Source organism: Paludisphaera sp., assembly GCF_037189885.1.
In the GTDB taxonomy this organism is placed as follows: Bacteria; Planctomycetota; Planctomycetia; order Isosphaerales; family Isosphaeraceae; genus Paludisphaera.
The window spans coordinates 14,043-29,220 of record NZ_JBBCIR010000058.1; the positions used below are offsets into that span (position 1 = coordinate 14,043).

The window sequence follows — 15,178 nt, forward strand, 5'->3', positions numbered from 1 at the left end:
CAACGGACCCGACCCGCCACGATGAACCCGAACACCCCACGAGCCCAGGCCCGCCCCCGCGGCGCGACGGCCCCGCGGCCCCGGCCGCTGGCCGCCGCCGTCGCCGCCGCGCTGATGGCCGCCGCGACGGGCTGCACGGACATGTACGATCAGCCGCGGTACGAGGCCTACGAGGCCAGCCCCCTCTTCGCCGACGGGGCGTCGGCCCGGCCCCTGGTCGCCGGGACCGTCCCCCGCGAGGACGCCCGCAACCTGCCGGCCGTCGAGGACCGCGAGGTCCTGCTCACCGGCATGAAGGACGGCCGGCTCGCCACCCAGAGCCCGCTGGCCGTCGACGCGGCGCTGCTCGCCCGCGGCCGCCAGCGCTACGACATCTACTGCACGCCGTGCCACGGCCAGCTCGGCGACGGCCGGGGGGTGATCGTCCAGCGCGGGTTCTCCCCGCCCCCCTCCTACACCGAGCGGCGCCTCGTGGAGGCCCCGCTGGGGCACTTCTTCGACGTCATCACCAACGGCCACGGCACGATGTACTCCTTCGCCGCGCGCGTCGCCCCCCAGGACCGCTGGGCGATCGCCGCCTACATCCGGGCCCTCCAGCTCAGCCAGGGCGCCAAGCCCGCCGACCTGCCGCCCGAAGACCAGCGCACGCTGGAGGGAGCCGGGAAATGAGCCACTTCCCCAACGACGCCCTGGCCGACGCCGGGCTGTCCGCCCGGTTCGACGCCCTCCGCGCCAAGGCCCTGCTGGCCGGCGCCGCGGGCCTGGCCGCGGGCGTGGTCGGCGCCATCGTCGCCCCCGAGGCCTTCTTCCCCGGCTACCTCGCCGCCTTCCTGTTCTGGACCAGCGTCAGCCTCGCCTCCCTGGGCTTCTGCCTGCTGTTCCAGCTCGCCGGCGGGTCGTGGATGGTCCCGCTGCGTCGCCCCTTCGAGGCGGCCGGCTGGCAGATCCTCCTCATGGCCGTCTTCTTCCTGCCGGTCTACTTCGGCCTGAACTGGACCTACGCCTGGACCCAGGGCGAGATCGTCAAGGGCAACGAGCTGATCCACCACAAGGTGGACGTCATCAAGTACCTGACCCCCTCCGGGTTCGCCACCCGGGCGGCGATCTACTTCGCGATCTGGGCCGCCGTGGCCTACATGGTCAACGCCTGGTCGCGCCAGCAGGACGGGGAGGCGACCGACGCCCCCACCCGCCGCCTGATCGCCGCCGCCGGCCCGGCCACCCTGGTCATGTTCCTCACGACGTCGTTCGCGGCGTTCGACTGGGGCATGTCCCGCGACCCCGAGTGGTACTCCACCATCTACGGCGCCATGTTCGCCGTCGGCTCGCTGCTGACGGGCCTGGCCCTCGCGACCGCCTTCGCCGCGCGGCACCTGGACGGCGAGCCCATCCGCACGGCCCTGACCGTCGGCCGCCTGAACGACGCCGGCAACCTGCTGCTGGCCTTCACGATGCTCTGGGCCTACTTCTCGTTCTCCCAGTTCCTGATCATCTGGCTCGGCAACCTGCCCGAGGAGGTGATCTGGTACCAGCGGCGGATCGGGGGGATCTGGGGCGTCGTGGCCCTGGGGCTGATCTTCTTCGGGTTCTTCGCCCCGTTCCTGGCGCTCCTCCAGCGCAAGCACAAGCGGGACGTGGCGTGGGTCCTGCCGATCGCCACCTGGATCGTCGTCATGCGGGCCGTCGACGTCGCCTGGCTGGTCATCCCCGGCCACCCGCTGACCGCGGGGAGCACGGGCGTCGAGGCCGCGTTCCCCTGGGGCGCCGTCGCGTTCTACGCGACGTCGCTGGTGGGGATCGGCGGCGTCTGGACCGCGCTGTTCCTCCGGCGGCTGGCCTCGGCCCCGCTGGTCCCGCCGCGAGACCCCACGGTGGTCGCGGCCCAGGAATACGGCCTCGCCCACGGCGACGGCCCCGCCCACGAGCCCACGGGAGGAGCGACCCGATGAGCGAGATCGACCCCAGCAAGCTCCAGGGGGACATGATCCCCCAGGGCGAATACCGGCCCGCCGACCAGCTCGAGGAGCTGCACGAGAACACCGACCTGGACGTCCGGGGCGTGATGTTCTGGATGGGCCTCCTCGTGGTCCTGTTCGTCGCCACGTTCTACGTCGTCGCCGGCGGCATGCGGCTCTTCAAGGCCGAGGAGGCCGAGAAGGAGCGCGTCGCGCTGACGAACCGCTTCGCCGCCGACCCGCCCCCCCCCGGCCCGACCCTCCAGGACGATCCCGCCAGGGAGACCCGCGAGATCATCGGCGCCGCGAAGGCCCGCCTGAACTCCTACGGATGGAACGACGCCGAGAAGACCTCGGCGCACATCCCGATCGAGCGCGCCATGGCCATCCTGGCCGAGCGCGGGCTGCCGGACGTCGGCACGGTCGACCAGTACCATCCCCGGCCCGGCTCGTCCGGGCTCCCCATGATCGGCGTCCCCGGCCAGCCGGCCCCCGCCCCCGAGGCGGATGCCGAGCCGGAGGCCAAGCCCGAGACCAAGGCGGAGGCCGAGGACCAGGGCGAGGCCGAGGCGAAGGCCGACGCGCCGCAACCGGAGGTGAAGCCGTGAAGGCCGCCCGCCTGGGGCTGCTCTCGTTCCTGTTGACGATCCCGCCGGCCGCCGCGGCCGACGGCGACGCCGCGGGCCCCGCGCCGACCAGCCCCTCGCGGGCCCGGTTCGAGGCCATCGACCCGACCGCGCCGCGGCCGACCCTCTCGAACCCCGAGGCCCACGGCTCGACCGCGGCGAGGGTGAAGTTCGAGCAGAAGCTCGGCTCGCAGATCCCGACGGGCGCGACGTTCCGCGACGAGGAGGGCCGGGAGGTCCAGCTCTCCTCGCGGCTCGGCCGCCGCCCGATCGTCCTGGCCCTGGTCTTCCACCGCTGCCCGCTGCTCTGCAACAAGGTCCTCGACGGCCTGGTCCGGGCCCTCAAGCCGCTGCCGCTGGACGCCGGGATCGACTTCGACGTCCTGGCCGTCAGCATCGACCCCAAGGACACCCCCGAGTCGGCCCTCGCCAAGAAGGCCGGCTACCTGGAGCGGTACGACCGCCCCGGGACCGAGGGGGGCTGGTCCTTCCTGACCGGCGAGAAGGACGCGATCGACGCCCTGTGCGACTCGGTCGGCTTCGAGTACGTCCCGAACCCGGCGACCGGCCAGTACGCCCACGCCGCCGGGATCGTCGTGCTGACCCCCGGGGGGAAGGCGTCGCAGTACCTCTTCGGCCTGGAATACTCCCCGAAGGAGCTCGACGCCGCCATCCGCGCCGCCGGCGAGGGCCGCGCCGGGTCGAGGATCGCGGCCATGCTCCTGCTCTGCTACGACTACGACTCGGCGACCGGAACCTACACCCTCTCGGTCGTCCGCGTGCTCCGCGCGTTCGCGACCCTCACGGCGCTCTCGCTGGGGCTGTACCTCCTCCTGATGTTTCGGCGCGAGGCCCGGACGCGCGCGGGGGGCGGCCCCCCCGACGTCGACCCGACCGCGACCGACGGCGCCCCTCGCACCTGAAACGAAGGTAGACCACCCCCATGTTCGGCTTCCCCCTGCTCCCGGAACAGGCGTCGGCCATCGCCTCCAAGGTCGACGCGCTGATGCTCTTCGAAGTGGGCGTCTCGGCGTTCTTCCTGACGATGATCCCCCTGGCCATCCTGGGGTTCTGCATCCGCTACCGTCGCGGCAACCGCGTCGACCGCTCGAACCCGCCGACGCACAGCCAGTCGATGGAGATCATCTGGATCGTCGGCCCGATGGCCCTGTCGCTGGTGATGTACGTCTGGGCGACCCGGCTGTTCTTCGAGCAGTACGAGAGGGTCCCCGGCGCGTCGCGGATCGACGTGGTGGGCAAGCAGTGGATGTGGTACGTCCAGCACCCCGAGGGCCGCTCGGAGACCAACGAGCTGCACGTGCCGGTCGGCCGCCCCGTCCGCCTGAACATGACCTCGCAGGACGTCATCCACAGCTTCTACCTGCCGGAGTTCCGCATCAAGCAGGACGTCCTGCCGGGCCGCTACACCGAGCTGCCGTTCACCCCCAACAAGGTCGGCGAGTTCAACCTGTTCTGCGCCGAGTACTGCGGCACGAACCACTCCATCATGATCGGCAAGATCGTCGTCATGGAGCCGGAGGACTACGAGGCCTGGCTGGCCGAGAAGGGCGCCGGGCCGTCGCAGGCCGACGAGGGGGAGAAGCTGTTCGTCCAGCACCACTGCGCCGGCTGCCACCGCGGCAGCCAGACCGTCCACGCCCCCCGGCTGGAAGGGGTCTACAACAAGCCGGTGCCGATCCAGGCGGGCGACGAGATCCGCTTCGAGGTCGCCGACGAGGCCTACATCCGAGACTCCATCCTGCTGCCCAAGGAGAAGGTCGTCGCCGGGTATGAGCCCATCATGCCGTCGTACAAGGACCAGATCAGCGAGCAGGACCTGCTGAAGATCATCGCCTACATCAAGTCCCTGGCCAATCGGGAGATCAGCCAATGAACGCCTCGGCATCCGCCCGCCTCGACGGGCCGCCGGAGGACTACCTGACGGCGGGGTCCACGGTCAAGTCGTGGCTCCTGACGTCCGACCACAAGCGAATCGGCGTCCTCTACCTGATCTCGGTCACGGCCTTCTTCATCGTCGGCGGGATCCTCGCCGGCCTGATGCGGCTGGAGCTGATGACCCCCAAGGGGGACCTGTTCGCCTCGGCCGACACCTACAACCGCATGTTCACGATGCACGGCGTCGTGATGATCTTCTTCTTCCTCGTGCCGGCGATCCCGGCGGCGCTCGGGAACTTCCTGCTGCCGCTGATGATCGGGGCGCGCGACCTGGCGTTCCCGAAGATCAACCTGCTGAGCTGGTACATCTACATCATCGGCGCCGCCATGGGGCTGTACCTGCTCGCCCAGGGGGGCGTCGACACCGGCTGGACGTTCTACACGCCGTTCAGCTCGATGTACTCCAACACGCGGGTCGTCACCGCCGCGCTGGCGGTCTTCATCACCGGCTTCTCGTCGATCCTCACCGGGCTGAACTTCCTGGTGACCGTCCACACCATGCGGGCGCCGGGGATGACCTGGTTCCGCATGCCGCTGTTCGTCTGGTCGAACTACGCCACGGCGCTGGTCATGGTCCTGGGGACGCCGGTCCTGGCGATCTCGGTCGTGCTGGTGGGCCTGGAGCGGTTCTTCGGCTTCGGGATCTTCGACCCCAAGCTCGGCGGCGACCCGATCCTGTTCCAGCACCTGTTCTGGTTCTACTCGCACCCCGCCGTCTACATCATGGTCCTGCCGGGCTTCGCGGTGATCTCGGAGATCATCCCCTGCTTCGCGCGGCGGCCGATCTTCGGCTATAGCTTCATCGCCTTCTCGTCGGTGGCCATCGCCGTCTTCGGCTTCCTGGTGTGGGGCCACCACATGTTCGTCTCCGGCCAGTCGATGTACGCCGGGGCCGTCTTCTCGATCCTCAGCTTCCTGGTCGCCATCCCGTCGGCCATCAAGGTCTTCAACTGGACCGCCACCCTGTACAAGGGCTCGATCCGGTTCGACACCCCGATGCTCTACGCCCTGGGCTTCATCGGCCTGTTCCTGGTCGGCGGGCTCACCGGGCTGATGGTCGCCTCGCTGGCGCTGGACGTCCACGTCCACGACACGTACTTCATCGTCGCCCACTTCCACTACATCATGGTCGGCGGCACGGTGACGGCCTACATGGGCGGCCTCCACTTCTGGTGGCCCAAGATCTCCGGCCGGATGTACCCGGAGCTGTGGGGCAAGCTCTCCGCGCTGCTGGTCTTCGTCGGCTTCAACCTGACGTTCTTCCCGCAGTTCATCCTCGGCTACCTGGGGATGCCCCGGCGCTACTTCGAGTACCGCCCGGAGTACCAGGTGCTGAACGTCATGTCCACGGCCGGCGCCACCATCCTGGCCGTCGGCATGCTGATGCCGATGGTCTACTTCCTGCTGTCGCTCCGCGGCCCCAAGAACGCCGGCCCCAACCCCTGGGGCGCGACCGGCCTGGAGTGGCAGATCGAATCTCCCCCGACCACCCACAACTTCCACGCGCCGGTCGTCGTCACGTGCGACCCCTACTTGTACTCGCCCGAGGAGGCGGAACGGGAATATGTCCATGCCCAGCACGATCACGCCTCCTGACTCCGGCCGCCAGGACCTGCTGCACCACTTCGACGACCTGGAGCAGCAGCACCTCTCCTCCAGCCTGGGGATGTGGTTCTTCCTGGCCAGCGAGGTCATGTTCTTCAGCGGCCTGATCGCCTCGTACATGCTGTACCGCTTCTGGTCGCCCGAGGCGTTCCACCTGGCCAGCGCGCACATGGACAAGTGGGTCGGCCTGGCCAACACCGGCGTCCTGCTGACCAGCTCGCTGACGATGGCCCTGGCGGTCCGCTGCACCCAGGTCGGCGACCGCAAGGGGATCGTCCGCAACCTGCTCCTCACGGCGCTCTTCGCCGTCGCGTTCCTCGGCGTCAAGGCGTACGAGTATCGCGTCGAGATCAACCACAACCTGTTCCCGGGCCCGAACTTCATCGTCCCGGGATCGCCCCGGGATCCCCACGCCTCGCCCGGCCACGCCGAGGCCGGCGCGTCGGACCACGGCGAGGGGGGGCACGGCGGCGGGGCCAGCGACTACGAGCGCCTCCGCCAGGCCAGCATGGTCGACGGACAGGTCGACGAGCAGGAGTTCAGCCGCAACCAGGGCCACTTCCAGCTCATGTTCGTCTTCTACTTCTTCATCACGGGCATCCACGCGTTCCACATGATCATCGGCGTGGTGCTCATCCTGCTCTTCGCCGTGCTCGCCCAGATGCGATGGTTCTCGGGCTACGGCCAGACGCAGATCGAGATGCTCGGCCTTTACTGGCACTTCGTCGACCTCGTGTGGGTCTTCGTCTACCCGCTGCTCTACCTCGTCGAGTGACGCGGCCCGGACCCAGGACCCCAACCCACCCGACCGAACGCCCGATGGATCCCGAAACATGAGCGAACTGCGCCAATCGCCCGAGGCCCACGAGCAGATTCACCACGTCATCTCGCTGAAGACGTACATGGCGATCTACGCGGCGCTCCTGGTCCTGCTGGTGGCCACGGTGCTCGCCTCCGAGCTGCCGATCAGCCGGAGCGCCCACTTGTTCGTCGCCATGACCATCGCCGTGATCAAGGCGGTGTTGATCATGCTGTTCTTCATGCACGTGTACTACAGCGCCCCCCTGATCTGGATCACGGCGGTCGGCTCGATCGTCTGGGTCGCGCTCCTGATCGGCTTCCTGCTGGCCGACAACTGGAGCCGGGACTGGCTCAACATCCTCGGCAAGTAACCCCTCCGGGGGGCGACTCGACGACGACGAGACGACGAAACGCCGACGGCCCCGCCCATCTTCGGATGAGGCGGGGCCGTCGGCGTTCTTGCTTCGTCCTCGGCCCGACGTTCTTGCGGCCCGCGGTCAGGGCTTGCTGGAAGCCAGCTCGGCGTGGGAGCCCGAGAGGCTGGGCATCTCCAGATCCGGGGCCACCTGGTCGCGCAGGTCGCCGAAGGCCGAGCGGGCCGCGTCCCCGATGTCCTCCATCGAGAGCCCGACGGCCTCGCCGCCGTACTTCAGCGCCAGGTATTCCTCGGCCATCCCCAGCACGGCCCCGTTGATGCCCAGGCCCCGATTCAGGGCGATCCGGGCGATGGGCGCGACGCCCGCCACGCCGGCCGCGACCACCGCCCCCATGATCGGGACCGAGGGGTCGTCCACGCCGTCGCGCTTCATGCTCTCGCGGGCGGCGTAGGCCCCCGCGAGGGCGTGCGGGATCATCAACGCCGGCCTGTAGCTCCGGCGGAAGAGGCCGAGCTTGTCCAGCGCCATCTCGCCGATCGCCCCGAGCAGCCAGCCGCTCGCGCGGGGCGACCTCCGCGAGGCCTCCAGCAGAGCGGGGCCCATGGTCGCCCGGAGGCCGCTCACGGCCGCGAGCGTCAACGCCTTCTCCATCGATCGCTTCGATTCCGCCATCTCGCCTACTCCTCGACTTGGGTCCGGGATGCGGGCGGCCCCGAGGTCACGGGGCCCGCGCCTTGGAGCGGCCATGGAGCAACGGCCGTGCCGCGGCCGGGATCGTCAGGACGCGCCGGCGTGCGCATGAGCCCCGGCCTTCGTCTCCTGGCGGGCGCAGGCGTCGCAACAGTAGATGTCGCCCCCCTCGCCGACGCCGTGGCCGATCACCCGGCAGCCGCAGTGCGCGCACGACGGGGCCAGCGCGTGGATGGCGCATTCGAAGCAGTCGAAGACATGCTTGCCGCCGTCGGCCGTGGTGACGGTGAACGCCCTGTCGTATTCGTTGTTGCAGACTTCGCAGGTCGCCATGTCGGCCTCCTCGTCCGTCGGTTCAGGTGATGCTGCCGGTGTAGCTGGGGGGGTCGCTGGCGGGGAACGAGTCCTCGGACGCCACGTCGGCCGCCTCCTGCGTGGTGATCGGCCGGTCGTCCTCGACGAGCGGGCAGGGCCGGTCGGATCGCCAGAATACCCGGCAGAGGAACCCCTTGAACGCGTCGAGCCACGACGCCGAGCCGTTTACGCTCATGGACTTGGACATATCGGGTGTCTCCGGATGTGATGGGGCGTGGCCTCATTGCGGGTCATTTTATGCAAACCCCGCGCCGTCGGCGGGGGCGAGCGGCAGCCAGGCGGTGAACTCGCTCCCCCGGCCCTCGGGCCCGGGGCGTAGCGAGACCTTGCCGCCGTGCAGCTCGACGAGCCGACGGACCAGCCAGAGGCCGACCCCCAGGCCGCTGGCCACCTCCTCGTCGCCGTCGCGCTTGACCTGCGTGAAGATGTCGAAGATCGCCTCGCGCATCCCCTCCGGGACCCCCGGGCCGTCGTCGACGATCCGGAACGCCACCCCGTCCCCGTCGAGCCCGACGTGCAGCCCGATCCGGCCGCCGGGCTCGGTGTACTTGGCGGCGTTGTGCAGCAGGTTGTAGAGCACCTGCTCCATCCGCTGCTCGTCGCAGCGGAAGGTCGGGGGATCCTCCGGGAGCGTCGCCTCGAATTCGTGCCGCCGCTTGGCCATGTACGGCCGGATGTTCTCCACGGCCGTCGCCGCCAGGCGGTCGACCGCCACCGGCCCCGGCTTGAGCTGGATCAGCCCCCGGGAGATCCGCGCCACCACCATCAGGTCGTCGAGCAGCCGGACGATGTGCGCCACCTGGCGCTCGATCATCGCGCGGCAGTCCTCCAGCACCGCGGGATCGGCCGGCGGGCGCGCGGCGGCCAGCCGCATGACCGCCACGGCGTTGCGGATCGGGTTCAGGGGGTTGCGCAGCTCGTGCGCCAGCGTGGAGAGGTACTCGTTCTTGCGGCGGTCGGCCTCGCGGAGCGCGGCGTTGGCGCGGGCCAGCTCGGCGGTGCGCTGCTGCACCCGCCGCTCCAGGTCCTCGGCGTGGCGTCGCTCCTGGAGGCTGTAGCGGATCGAGCGCTCCAGGAGCGTCGGGTTGAGCCGCCACTTCTCCAGGAAGTCGGCCGCGCCGGCGCTCATGGCGTCGAGGTCGATGGTCCGCTCGTCGCGGCCGGTCAGGAGGATCATCGGCCCCCCCGCGCCGCGGGAGACGGCCTCGCGGATGATCGACAGCCCGTCGCGCCGGCCCAGGCTGTAGTCGACCAGATAGAGGTCGTGCCGGCCCTCAACGATCGCGTCGACGGCGCGATCGACGTCGGGGAGCCATTCGAGGTCGAAGCGGACGTCGGCGATCTCGTCCAGCAGGTCGCGCGTCAGGACGTAATCCTCTTCGTCGTCGTCGATCAGCAGCAGCCGGATGGCCTCGGAGAGCATCGCCCCCCCTTTCAACGGGTCGAGGTCGGGTCGTCGGGGATGGAGACGCGGAACACGGCGCCCGCGCCGGGCGCTCCCTCGGCCGTGATGGAGCCGCCGTGCCGCTCCGCGATCCGGCGGCAGATCGCCAGGCCCATCCCGGAGCCCTCGCGCTCGCCGCGGCCGTGGAGCCGGCGGAAGGGTTCGAAGATCCGCTCGGCGTCCCCCGGCTCGAAGCCGAGGCCGTCGTCGGCGACCTCGATCGCGCACGCCCCCCCCGGGTCGACGCGCCCGGAGACGCGCACCCGTGGGGGCTCGCCGGGGCGGGCGAACTTCAGGGAGTTGGCGATCAGGTTCTGGAGGAGCTGCCGCATCTGGGCGGGGTCGGCGCGGGCCGTGGGGAGGGGGCCCACCTCGACCACGCCGCCGCTCCGCTCGATCGCCTCGGCCAGGTCGTCCACCACCTCCGCGGCGACGGCCGACAGGTCGACCCGCGGCGTCGGGCGACAGGGGGCCTCGGCCCGGGAGTACGCCAGCACGTCCCGGATCAGCCCGCGAAGGCGGGCGACCGCCGCGAACATCCGGGCCAGGTAGTCGCGCCCGCGCTCGTCCAGCAGCGGCCCGCACCGCGCGGCCAGCCGCTCGCCGAACGCCTGGACCTTGCGCAGCGGCTCCTGGAGGTCGTGGGCCGCGATGCTCGCGAACTGCTCCAGGTCGGCGCAGGCCCGCCGCAGGTCGTCTCGCGCCCGGACCAGGTCGTCGACGTCGGAGCAGGCCGCCACCCACGAGGAGACCTCGCCGGCGGCGTCGCGGCGCGGGGCGACCCGGATCCGGAACCAGCGGTGCCGGCCGTCGCCGCCGCGGAGCCGGCAATCGGCCTCGAAGGGGGCCCCGTCGGCCAGGGACCGGAGCCAGGCGGGGGCGTCCTCGGGGTGGAGCCGCTCGGCCAGGCCCTCCGGCGGCCCCCCGGGGCCTAGCCCGGCGAAGTCCCGCCAACGGTCGTTGCAGGCCGTCGCCCGCCCCCCGGCCGTCGCCTCGATCAGCGCGACCGGGGCGGCCTCGGCCCACCCCAAGGCCGGCTCTCCGTCCCCCCGGTCGTCGCTCCTTGCCACGGTCGTCATGCGCCGTCTCTTCGATTCATGGCCACACTCATCCGCGAGGTAGACGGGGCAGCAAACCCCGTTCCACGCCCCCTCCCCGCCGAAGCGACTCGCCGCGCGAGAATTTGGTAGTATAGGATCTCGCCGCGCGCCCCGCGCCGGCGGCCCCATCGGACACCCCCGGAGCGGAGCCAACCGCGTGACTTCAGCCGACGACGACCAGCCGAAGGACGCCCCCCGAGACGACGCCCACGCGCCCGTCGAGCCCGTCCGCCGCGTCCTCCTCGTGGAGGACGACGAGGACACGCGAAATTCATTCCGGCAGCTCCTGGGCATGGCGCTGGACATCGAGGTCGACCTCGCCCCCGACGGCGCCGCCGCGCTCAAGCTGCTCGACGAGCGCCCCTACAGCATCGTCGTCACCGACCTGCGCATGCCGAAGATCGACGGCATGAAGCTGATGGCCGAGATCCAGGCCCGCCGGCTCCCCGTCACCGTCATCGTCACCACCGGCCACGGCAGCATCGACGACGCCGTCCACGCCATGCGCATGGGCGCGTACGACTTCCTCACCAAGCCCCCGGACCCCCAGCACCTCTGCCTCCTCATCGAGCGCGCCCTCCGCGAGCGCATCCTCCAGGACGAGCTGGCCGCGCTGCGCTCCCAGATCGGCGAGCGCCACCGCTTCTGGAACGTCCTCTCCAAGTGCCCGAGGATGTACGACATCTTCGCGCTGATCGGCGACATCGCCGACACCACCACCACCGTCCTCATCGAGGGGGAGACCGGCACCGGCAAGGAGCAGATCGCCCGCGCCATCCACCAGGCCTCGGCCGAGCACCGCAAGGGCCCCTTCGTCCCCATCAACTGCGCGGCCCTGTCGGAGACCCTGCTGGAGTCCGAGCTGTTCGGCCACGAGAAGGGCTCGTTCACCGGGGCCGCCGGCCAGCGCAAGGGGCGGTTCGAGAACGCCCACGGCGGGACCCTGTTCCTGGACGAGGTGGCCGACATCCCGGCCTCGATGCAGGTCAAGCTCCTGCGCGTCCTCCAGGAGCGCCGGTTCGAGCGCGTCGGCGGCAACCAGCCGGTCGACGTCGACGTCCGGGTCATCGGGGCGACGAACCGCAGCCTGGAGAAGGCGGTCAAGGAGAACAAGTTCCGCGAGGACCTGTACTACCGCCTCAACGTCGTGCGGATCGAGCTCCCCCCCCTGCGGCAGCGGCCCGAGGACATCCCCATCCTCGCCGCCTACTTCGCCCAGAAGTACGCCCGCCCCGGGCAGAACGCCGCGACCATCTCCCAGGCGGCGATGGAGCGGCTGCTGGCCTTCTCCTGGCCGGGGAACATCCGCCAGCTGGAGAACGCCATGGAGCGGGCCTGCGTCACCGCCCGCGACGGCGAGATCAGGCCCGAGAACCTCCCCGGCGAGGTCCTCGCCGGCAAGGGCCGCCGCGGCTCGCTCCGCGTCGACATCTCCCGCCCCCTGGCCGAGCAGCTCGGCGAGCTGACCTCGGCGTTCGAGGAGCGCTACCTCCGCCGGGCCCTGCGCCGGTGCCGCGGCCACGTCGGCCGCTGCGCCAAGCTCAGCGGGCTCTCCCGCCGCAGCATCTCGGCCAAGATCGCCCAGTACAAGATCGACACCGCCGCCTACAAGCCGAAGTAGGCTCGCGGCCGTCGCGGCGCCGGTATTGCTTATGCCCGGGATCCGAGGGCGAGGGGTACTCGTCCCGGCCCCCGGGATCCGCGCCATGAATATCGACCTCGCCACCGCTCGCCTGCTCCGCGTGCTCCTGATCGGCGGGACGGTCATCCTCGCGATGTCCGTCGCCGCCGAGGTCCTCAAGCCGCTGGCCCTGGCGATCCTCCTGGCCTTCCTCCTGTCGCCGATCGTCGGCCGCCTGGAGCGCCGGGGGCTCCCGCGCGTCCTGGCCGTCGTCTCCGTGCTCCTGGTCGCGACGGGGATCGCCGCCGCCACCGGCTACGTCGTCGGCCGCCAGGTCACCAGCCTCGCCCGCGACGCCCCCACCTACGCCCGGGCGATCCGCGAGAAGATGGCCAACCTCCAGCCCTCCGACGACTCCACCGTCGACAGGGTGCTCGACGCCGCGCAGACCCTCGGCGCCCCCACGGAGCCCGAGGAGCCCGCGCGCGAGATCCCGATGCCCGTGCGGATCGTCCGCGAGAACAACCTCTGGGAGCGGGTCGACGCCTTCTTCGGCCCGTTCGAGTCGGTCATGGCCCTCTCGGGCGTCGTGCTGCTCCTCCTGGTGTTCATCCTCCTGGAGCGCGACGCCATCCTCGACAAGCTCATCCAGCTGGTCGGCCGCGGCCAGGTCGGCGTGACCACCAAGACGCTCTCGCAGATCGGCTCCAGCCTGGGGAATTACCTGCTGGCGCTGGCCATGGTGAACACCGGCTTCGGCGCCGTGATCGGCCTGGGATGCTGGGCCATCGGCCTCCCTTCCCCCGCCCTGTGGGGGGTGCTGGCCGCCCTGCTCCGCTTCATCCCGTACCTGGGGACCGTCCTGTCGTTCTCGCTGCCGATGATGATCTCGATCGCCGCCTTCCCCGGCTGGACCCAGCCCGCGCTGGTGCTGGCCCTCTTCGCCGGGGCCGAGGTGGTGGTCAACGCGGTCGAGCCGCTGATCTACGGCAAGTCGACCGGGATCTCGCCGGCCGGCCTGCTCGTCTCCGCCCTGTTCTGGGCCTGGCTCTGGGGTCCGCTGGGGTTGCTCCTGGCCAACGTGATGACGGTCTGCCTGGCGGTCGCCGGCCGCCACATCCCCGGCCTGCGCTCCCTGGGGACGCTCCTGAGCCATGACGTCGCCGTGGCCGACGAACTCCGCTGGTACCAGCGCGTCATCAGCCACGACCTCGACGGCGCGCTCGCGCTGCTGGACGAGGCCCTGGCCGAGCGCTCCTTCGAGGAGGTCTGCGACCAGATCATCATCCCGACCCTCTCCCGCGCCGAGTACGATCGCGCCCGACGCAACGTCGACGGCCGCGACGTCGCCTTCATCTGGCGCGCCATCCGCGACTGGCTCGACGACATCGCCGAGCGCGACGACGTCGTGATGACCCCGCCGGCCCCCGCCCCCGACCGCCTGGCGCCAGCCCCCTCCGACGGCGAGGGCCGCTCCCTGGTCGGCGTCGCGACCGGCGGCGGCGCCGACGCGCTGATCCTCCGCATGCTCAACATGCTGCTGCAACCCTCGGGGGTCCGGATCACCGTCGTCTCCGCCAGCGGGTCGTCGCTGCGGATCGCCGATAAGATCGACTCGATGGATCCCTCGATGATCCTGATCTCGCACCTCCCCCCCGTCGGCCTGACCCGCTCCCGCTACCTCGCCAAGCGGCTGGGCGCCCGGTTCCCCCGCGCCGTGCTGACCTTCGCCTACTGGGACCACGACGCCGAGATCCCCCAGGTCGTCGATCGCATCAAGCCCGTGGCCGCGAACCACGTCGTCGTCTCCCTCGCCACCGCCCGCGCCGCCATCCTCAACAAGGGGGAATCCGCCGCCCCCGCGGCCACCGCCTCCGAGCCCGCCCGGGCCTGACCCCGCCTCGCCACGCCCCCCGCCGATTGACCCATACCCCCCGGGGGTATACAATGCGATCGGAAGGGGGGCCGATGGCGGACGAGGACGGCAAGAAGAAGATGCTGGCGAGGGCGAGCCGGATCGCCGGCCAGGTCGCCGGCGTGCGGCGGATGCTGGAGGAGGACCGCTACTGCGTGGAGGTCCTCAACCAGATCGCCGCGGCGCGCTCGGCGCTGGACGCCCTGGGCGTGGAACTGCTGACGCGCCACCTGGAGTCGTGCGTCATGGGCCACGGCTCGGGCGGCGAGCACGAGCACGCGAAGCCCATGACCCAGGACGATTTGCTGGCCGAGGTCCGGTCGGTCCTGTCACGGTTCCTGAAGTGATCGAGGAGGACGCCATGTCTCGCGCCGAGACCACGTTGAAGATCCAGAACGTCGAGTGCGAGGGCTGCGCCGGCTCGGTCCGCGCCGCCCTGTCGAAGCTCCCCGGCTTCGGCGAGGCCCGCTTCGACATCCCCGGCAAGACCGTGACCATCGCCCACGACCCCGCCCTCGACCGCGCCGAGGTCGCCCGCGCCCTGACCGCCGCCGGATTCCCGGCGGAGTGAGTGAGGGATGGAAACCTCCCCCCTACCCGACGCCACCGAGCGGAGATCCTAACGGCCTTCCCCCCTGGAGGGGGAAGGTGGCCCGGAGGGCCGGATGAGGGGGGGACGAGCGACGCAACCGTCGCGATTCGAAGGGGTCTTC

The 15,178-nt window shown here is 70.9% G+C and carries 17 protein-coding genes; 12 read left to right on the top strand and 5 right to left on the bottom strand.

Going from position 1 to position 15,178, the window contains the following annotated elements:
- Positions 1-21: 21 nt before the first annotated feature.
- Genes WG209_RS16705 through WG209_RS16740 form a run of 8 tightly spaced genes read left to right on the top strand, consistent with a single transcriptional unit; the run spans position 22 to position 7,314 of the window.
- Complete coding sequence (locus tag WG209_RS16705; RefSeq protein WP_337176211.1) at positions 22-669, top strand: cytochrome c; 648 nt, start codon at positions 22-24, stop codon at positions 667-669.
- Positions 666-1,949 (top strand): hypothetical protein, encoded by a 1,284-nt coding sequence (locus tag WG209_RS16710; RefSeq protein WP_337176212.1) that lies wholly within the window; start codon positions 666-668, stop codon positions 1,947-1,949. Before WG209_RS16705 ends, WG209_RS16710 begins: the two co-directional genes overlap by 4 nt.
- Entirely contained in the window at positions 1,946-2,563 is a 618-nt protein-coding gene (locus tag WG209_RS16715; RefSeq protein WP_337176213.1) for a hypothetical protein, read from the top strand. Before WG209_RS16710 ends, WG209_RS16715 begins: the two co-directional genes overlap by 4 nt.
- A complete protein-coding gene (locus tag WG209_RS16720) occupies positions 2,560-3,504 on the top strand; it encodes an SCO family protein (protein ID WP_337176214.1) in 945 nt (314 codons plus the stop codon). Before WG209_RS16715 ends, WG209_RS16720 begins: the two co-directional genes overlap by 4 nt.
- Before the next feature lie 20 nt (positions 3,505-3,524).
- The gene (gene coxB, locus WG209_RS16725) at positions 3,525-4,475 is read left to right on the top strand and encodes a cytochrome c oxidase subunit II (protein ID WP_337176215.1); all 951 of its coding nucleotides are present in this window, start codon (positions 3,525-3,527) and stop codon (positions 4,473-4,475) included.
- The gene (ctaD, locus tag WG209_RS16730) at positions 4,472-6,133 is read left to right on the top strand and encodes a cytochrome c oxidase subunit I (protein WP_337176216.1); all 1,662 of its coding nucleotides are present in this window, start codon (positions 4,472-4,474) and stop codon (positions 6,131-6,133) included. The genes coxB and ctaD overlap by 4 nt, the downstream gene beginning before the upstream one ends.
- On the top strand, positions 6,108-6,917 hold the full coding sequence (locus tag WG209_RS16735; protein WP_337176217.1) for a cytochrome c oxidase subunit 3: 810 nt from the start codon (positions 6,108-6,110) through the stop codon (positions 6,915-6,917). The genes ctaD and WG209_RS16735 overlap by 26 nt, the downstream gene beginning before the upstream one ends.
- Before the next feature lie 58 nt (positions 6,918-6,975).
- Positions 6,976-7,314, top strand: coding sequence for a cytochrome C oxidase subunit IV family protein (locus tag WG209_RS16740; protein ID WP_337176218.1), 339 nt, complete (start codon positions 6,976-6,978; stop codon positions 7,312-7,314).
- Between the two features lie 126 nt (positions 7,315-7,440).
- Here the strand turns inward: WG209_RS16740 and WG209_RS16745 are convergent, their stop codons facing one another.
- The 5 genes from WG209_RS16745 to WG209_RS16765 form a co-directional block, all read right to left on the bottom strand.
- Positions 7,441-7,992, bottom strand: a complete 552-nt coding sequence (locus tag WG209_RS16745; RefSeq protein WP_337176219.1) for a hypothetical protein — start codon at positions 7,990-7,992, stop codon at positions 7,441-7,443.
- A gap of 105 nt (positions 7,993-8,097) precedes the next feature.
- The gene (locus WG209_RS16750; protein WP_337176220.1) at positions 8,098-8,343 is read right to left on the bottom strand and encodes a hypothetical protein; all 246 of its coding nucleotides are present in this window, start codon (positions 8,341-8,343) and stop codon (positions 8,098-8,100) included.
- Positions 8,344-8,365: 22 nt separating this feature from the next.
- Positions 8,366-8,572 (bottom strand): hypothetical protein, encoded by a 207-nt coding sequence (locus WG209_RS16755; RefSeq protein WP_337176221.1) that lies wholly within the window; start codon positions 8,570-8,572, stop codon positions 8,366-8,368.
- Between the two features lie 48 nt (positions 8,573-8,620).
- Positions 8,621-9,808: a hybrid sensor histidine kinase/response regulator gene (locus WG209_RS16760; protein WP_337176222.1), complete on the bottom strand. Its 1,188-nt coding sequence runs from the start codon at positions 9,806-9,808 to the stop codon at positions 8,621-8,623.
- Positions 9,809-9,819: 11 nt separating this feature from the next.
- Positions 9,820-10,908, bottom strand: a complete 1,089-nt coding sequence (locus WG209_RS16765; protein ID WP_337176223.1) for an ATP-binding protein — start codon at positions 10,906-10,908, stop codon at positions 9,820-9,822.
- A 178-nt stretch (positions 10,909-11,086) separates the two neighbouring features.
- On the opposite strand from WG209_RS16765, the gene WG209_RS16770 reads away from it, so the two are divergent.
- The 4 genes from WG209_RS16770 to WG209_RS16785 all read left to right on the top strand — a co-directional run bounded on the left by WG209_RS16770 (position 11,087) and on the right by WG209_RS16785 (position 15,036).
- Positions 11,087-12,550 (top strand): sigma-54 dependent transcriptional regulator, encoded by a 1,464-nt coding sequence (locus WG209_RS16770; protein ID WP_337176224.1) that lies wholly within the window; start codon positions 11,087-11,089, stop codon positions 12,548-12,550.
- A gap of 85 nt (positions 12,551-12,635) precedes the next feature.
- Entirely contained in the window at positions 12,636-14,444 is a 1,809-nt protein-coding gene (locus tag WG209_RS16775) for an AI-2E family transporter (protein ID WP_337176225.1), read from the top strand.
- Positions 14,445-14,518: 74 nt separating this feature from the next.
- Positions 14,519-14,812 (top strand): metal-sensitive transcriptional regulator, encoded by a 294-nt coding sequence (locus WG209_RS16780; RefSeq protein WP_337176226.1) that lies wholly within the window; start codon positions 14,519-14,521, stop codon positions 14,810-14,812.
- Positions 14,813-14,826: 14 nt separating this feature from the next.
- Positions 14,827-15,036, top strand: coding sequence for a heavy metal-associated domain-containing protein (locus tag WG209_RS16785; protein ID WP_337176227.1), 210 nt, complete (start codon positions 14,827-14,829; stop codon positions 15,034-15,036).
- The last annotated feature ends 142 nt before the right edge of the window (positions 15,037-15,178 follow it).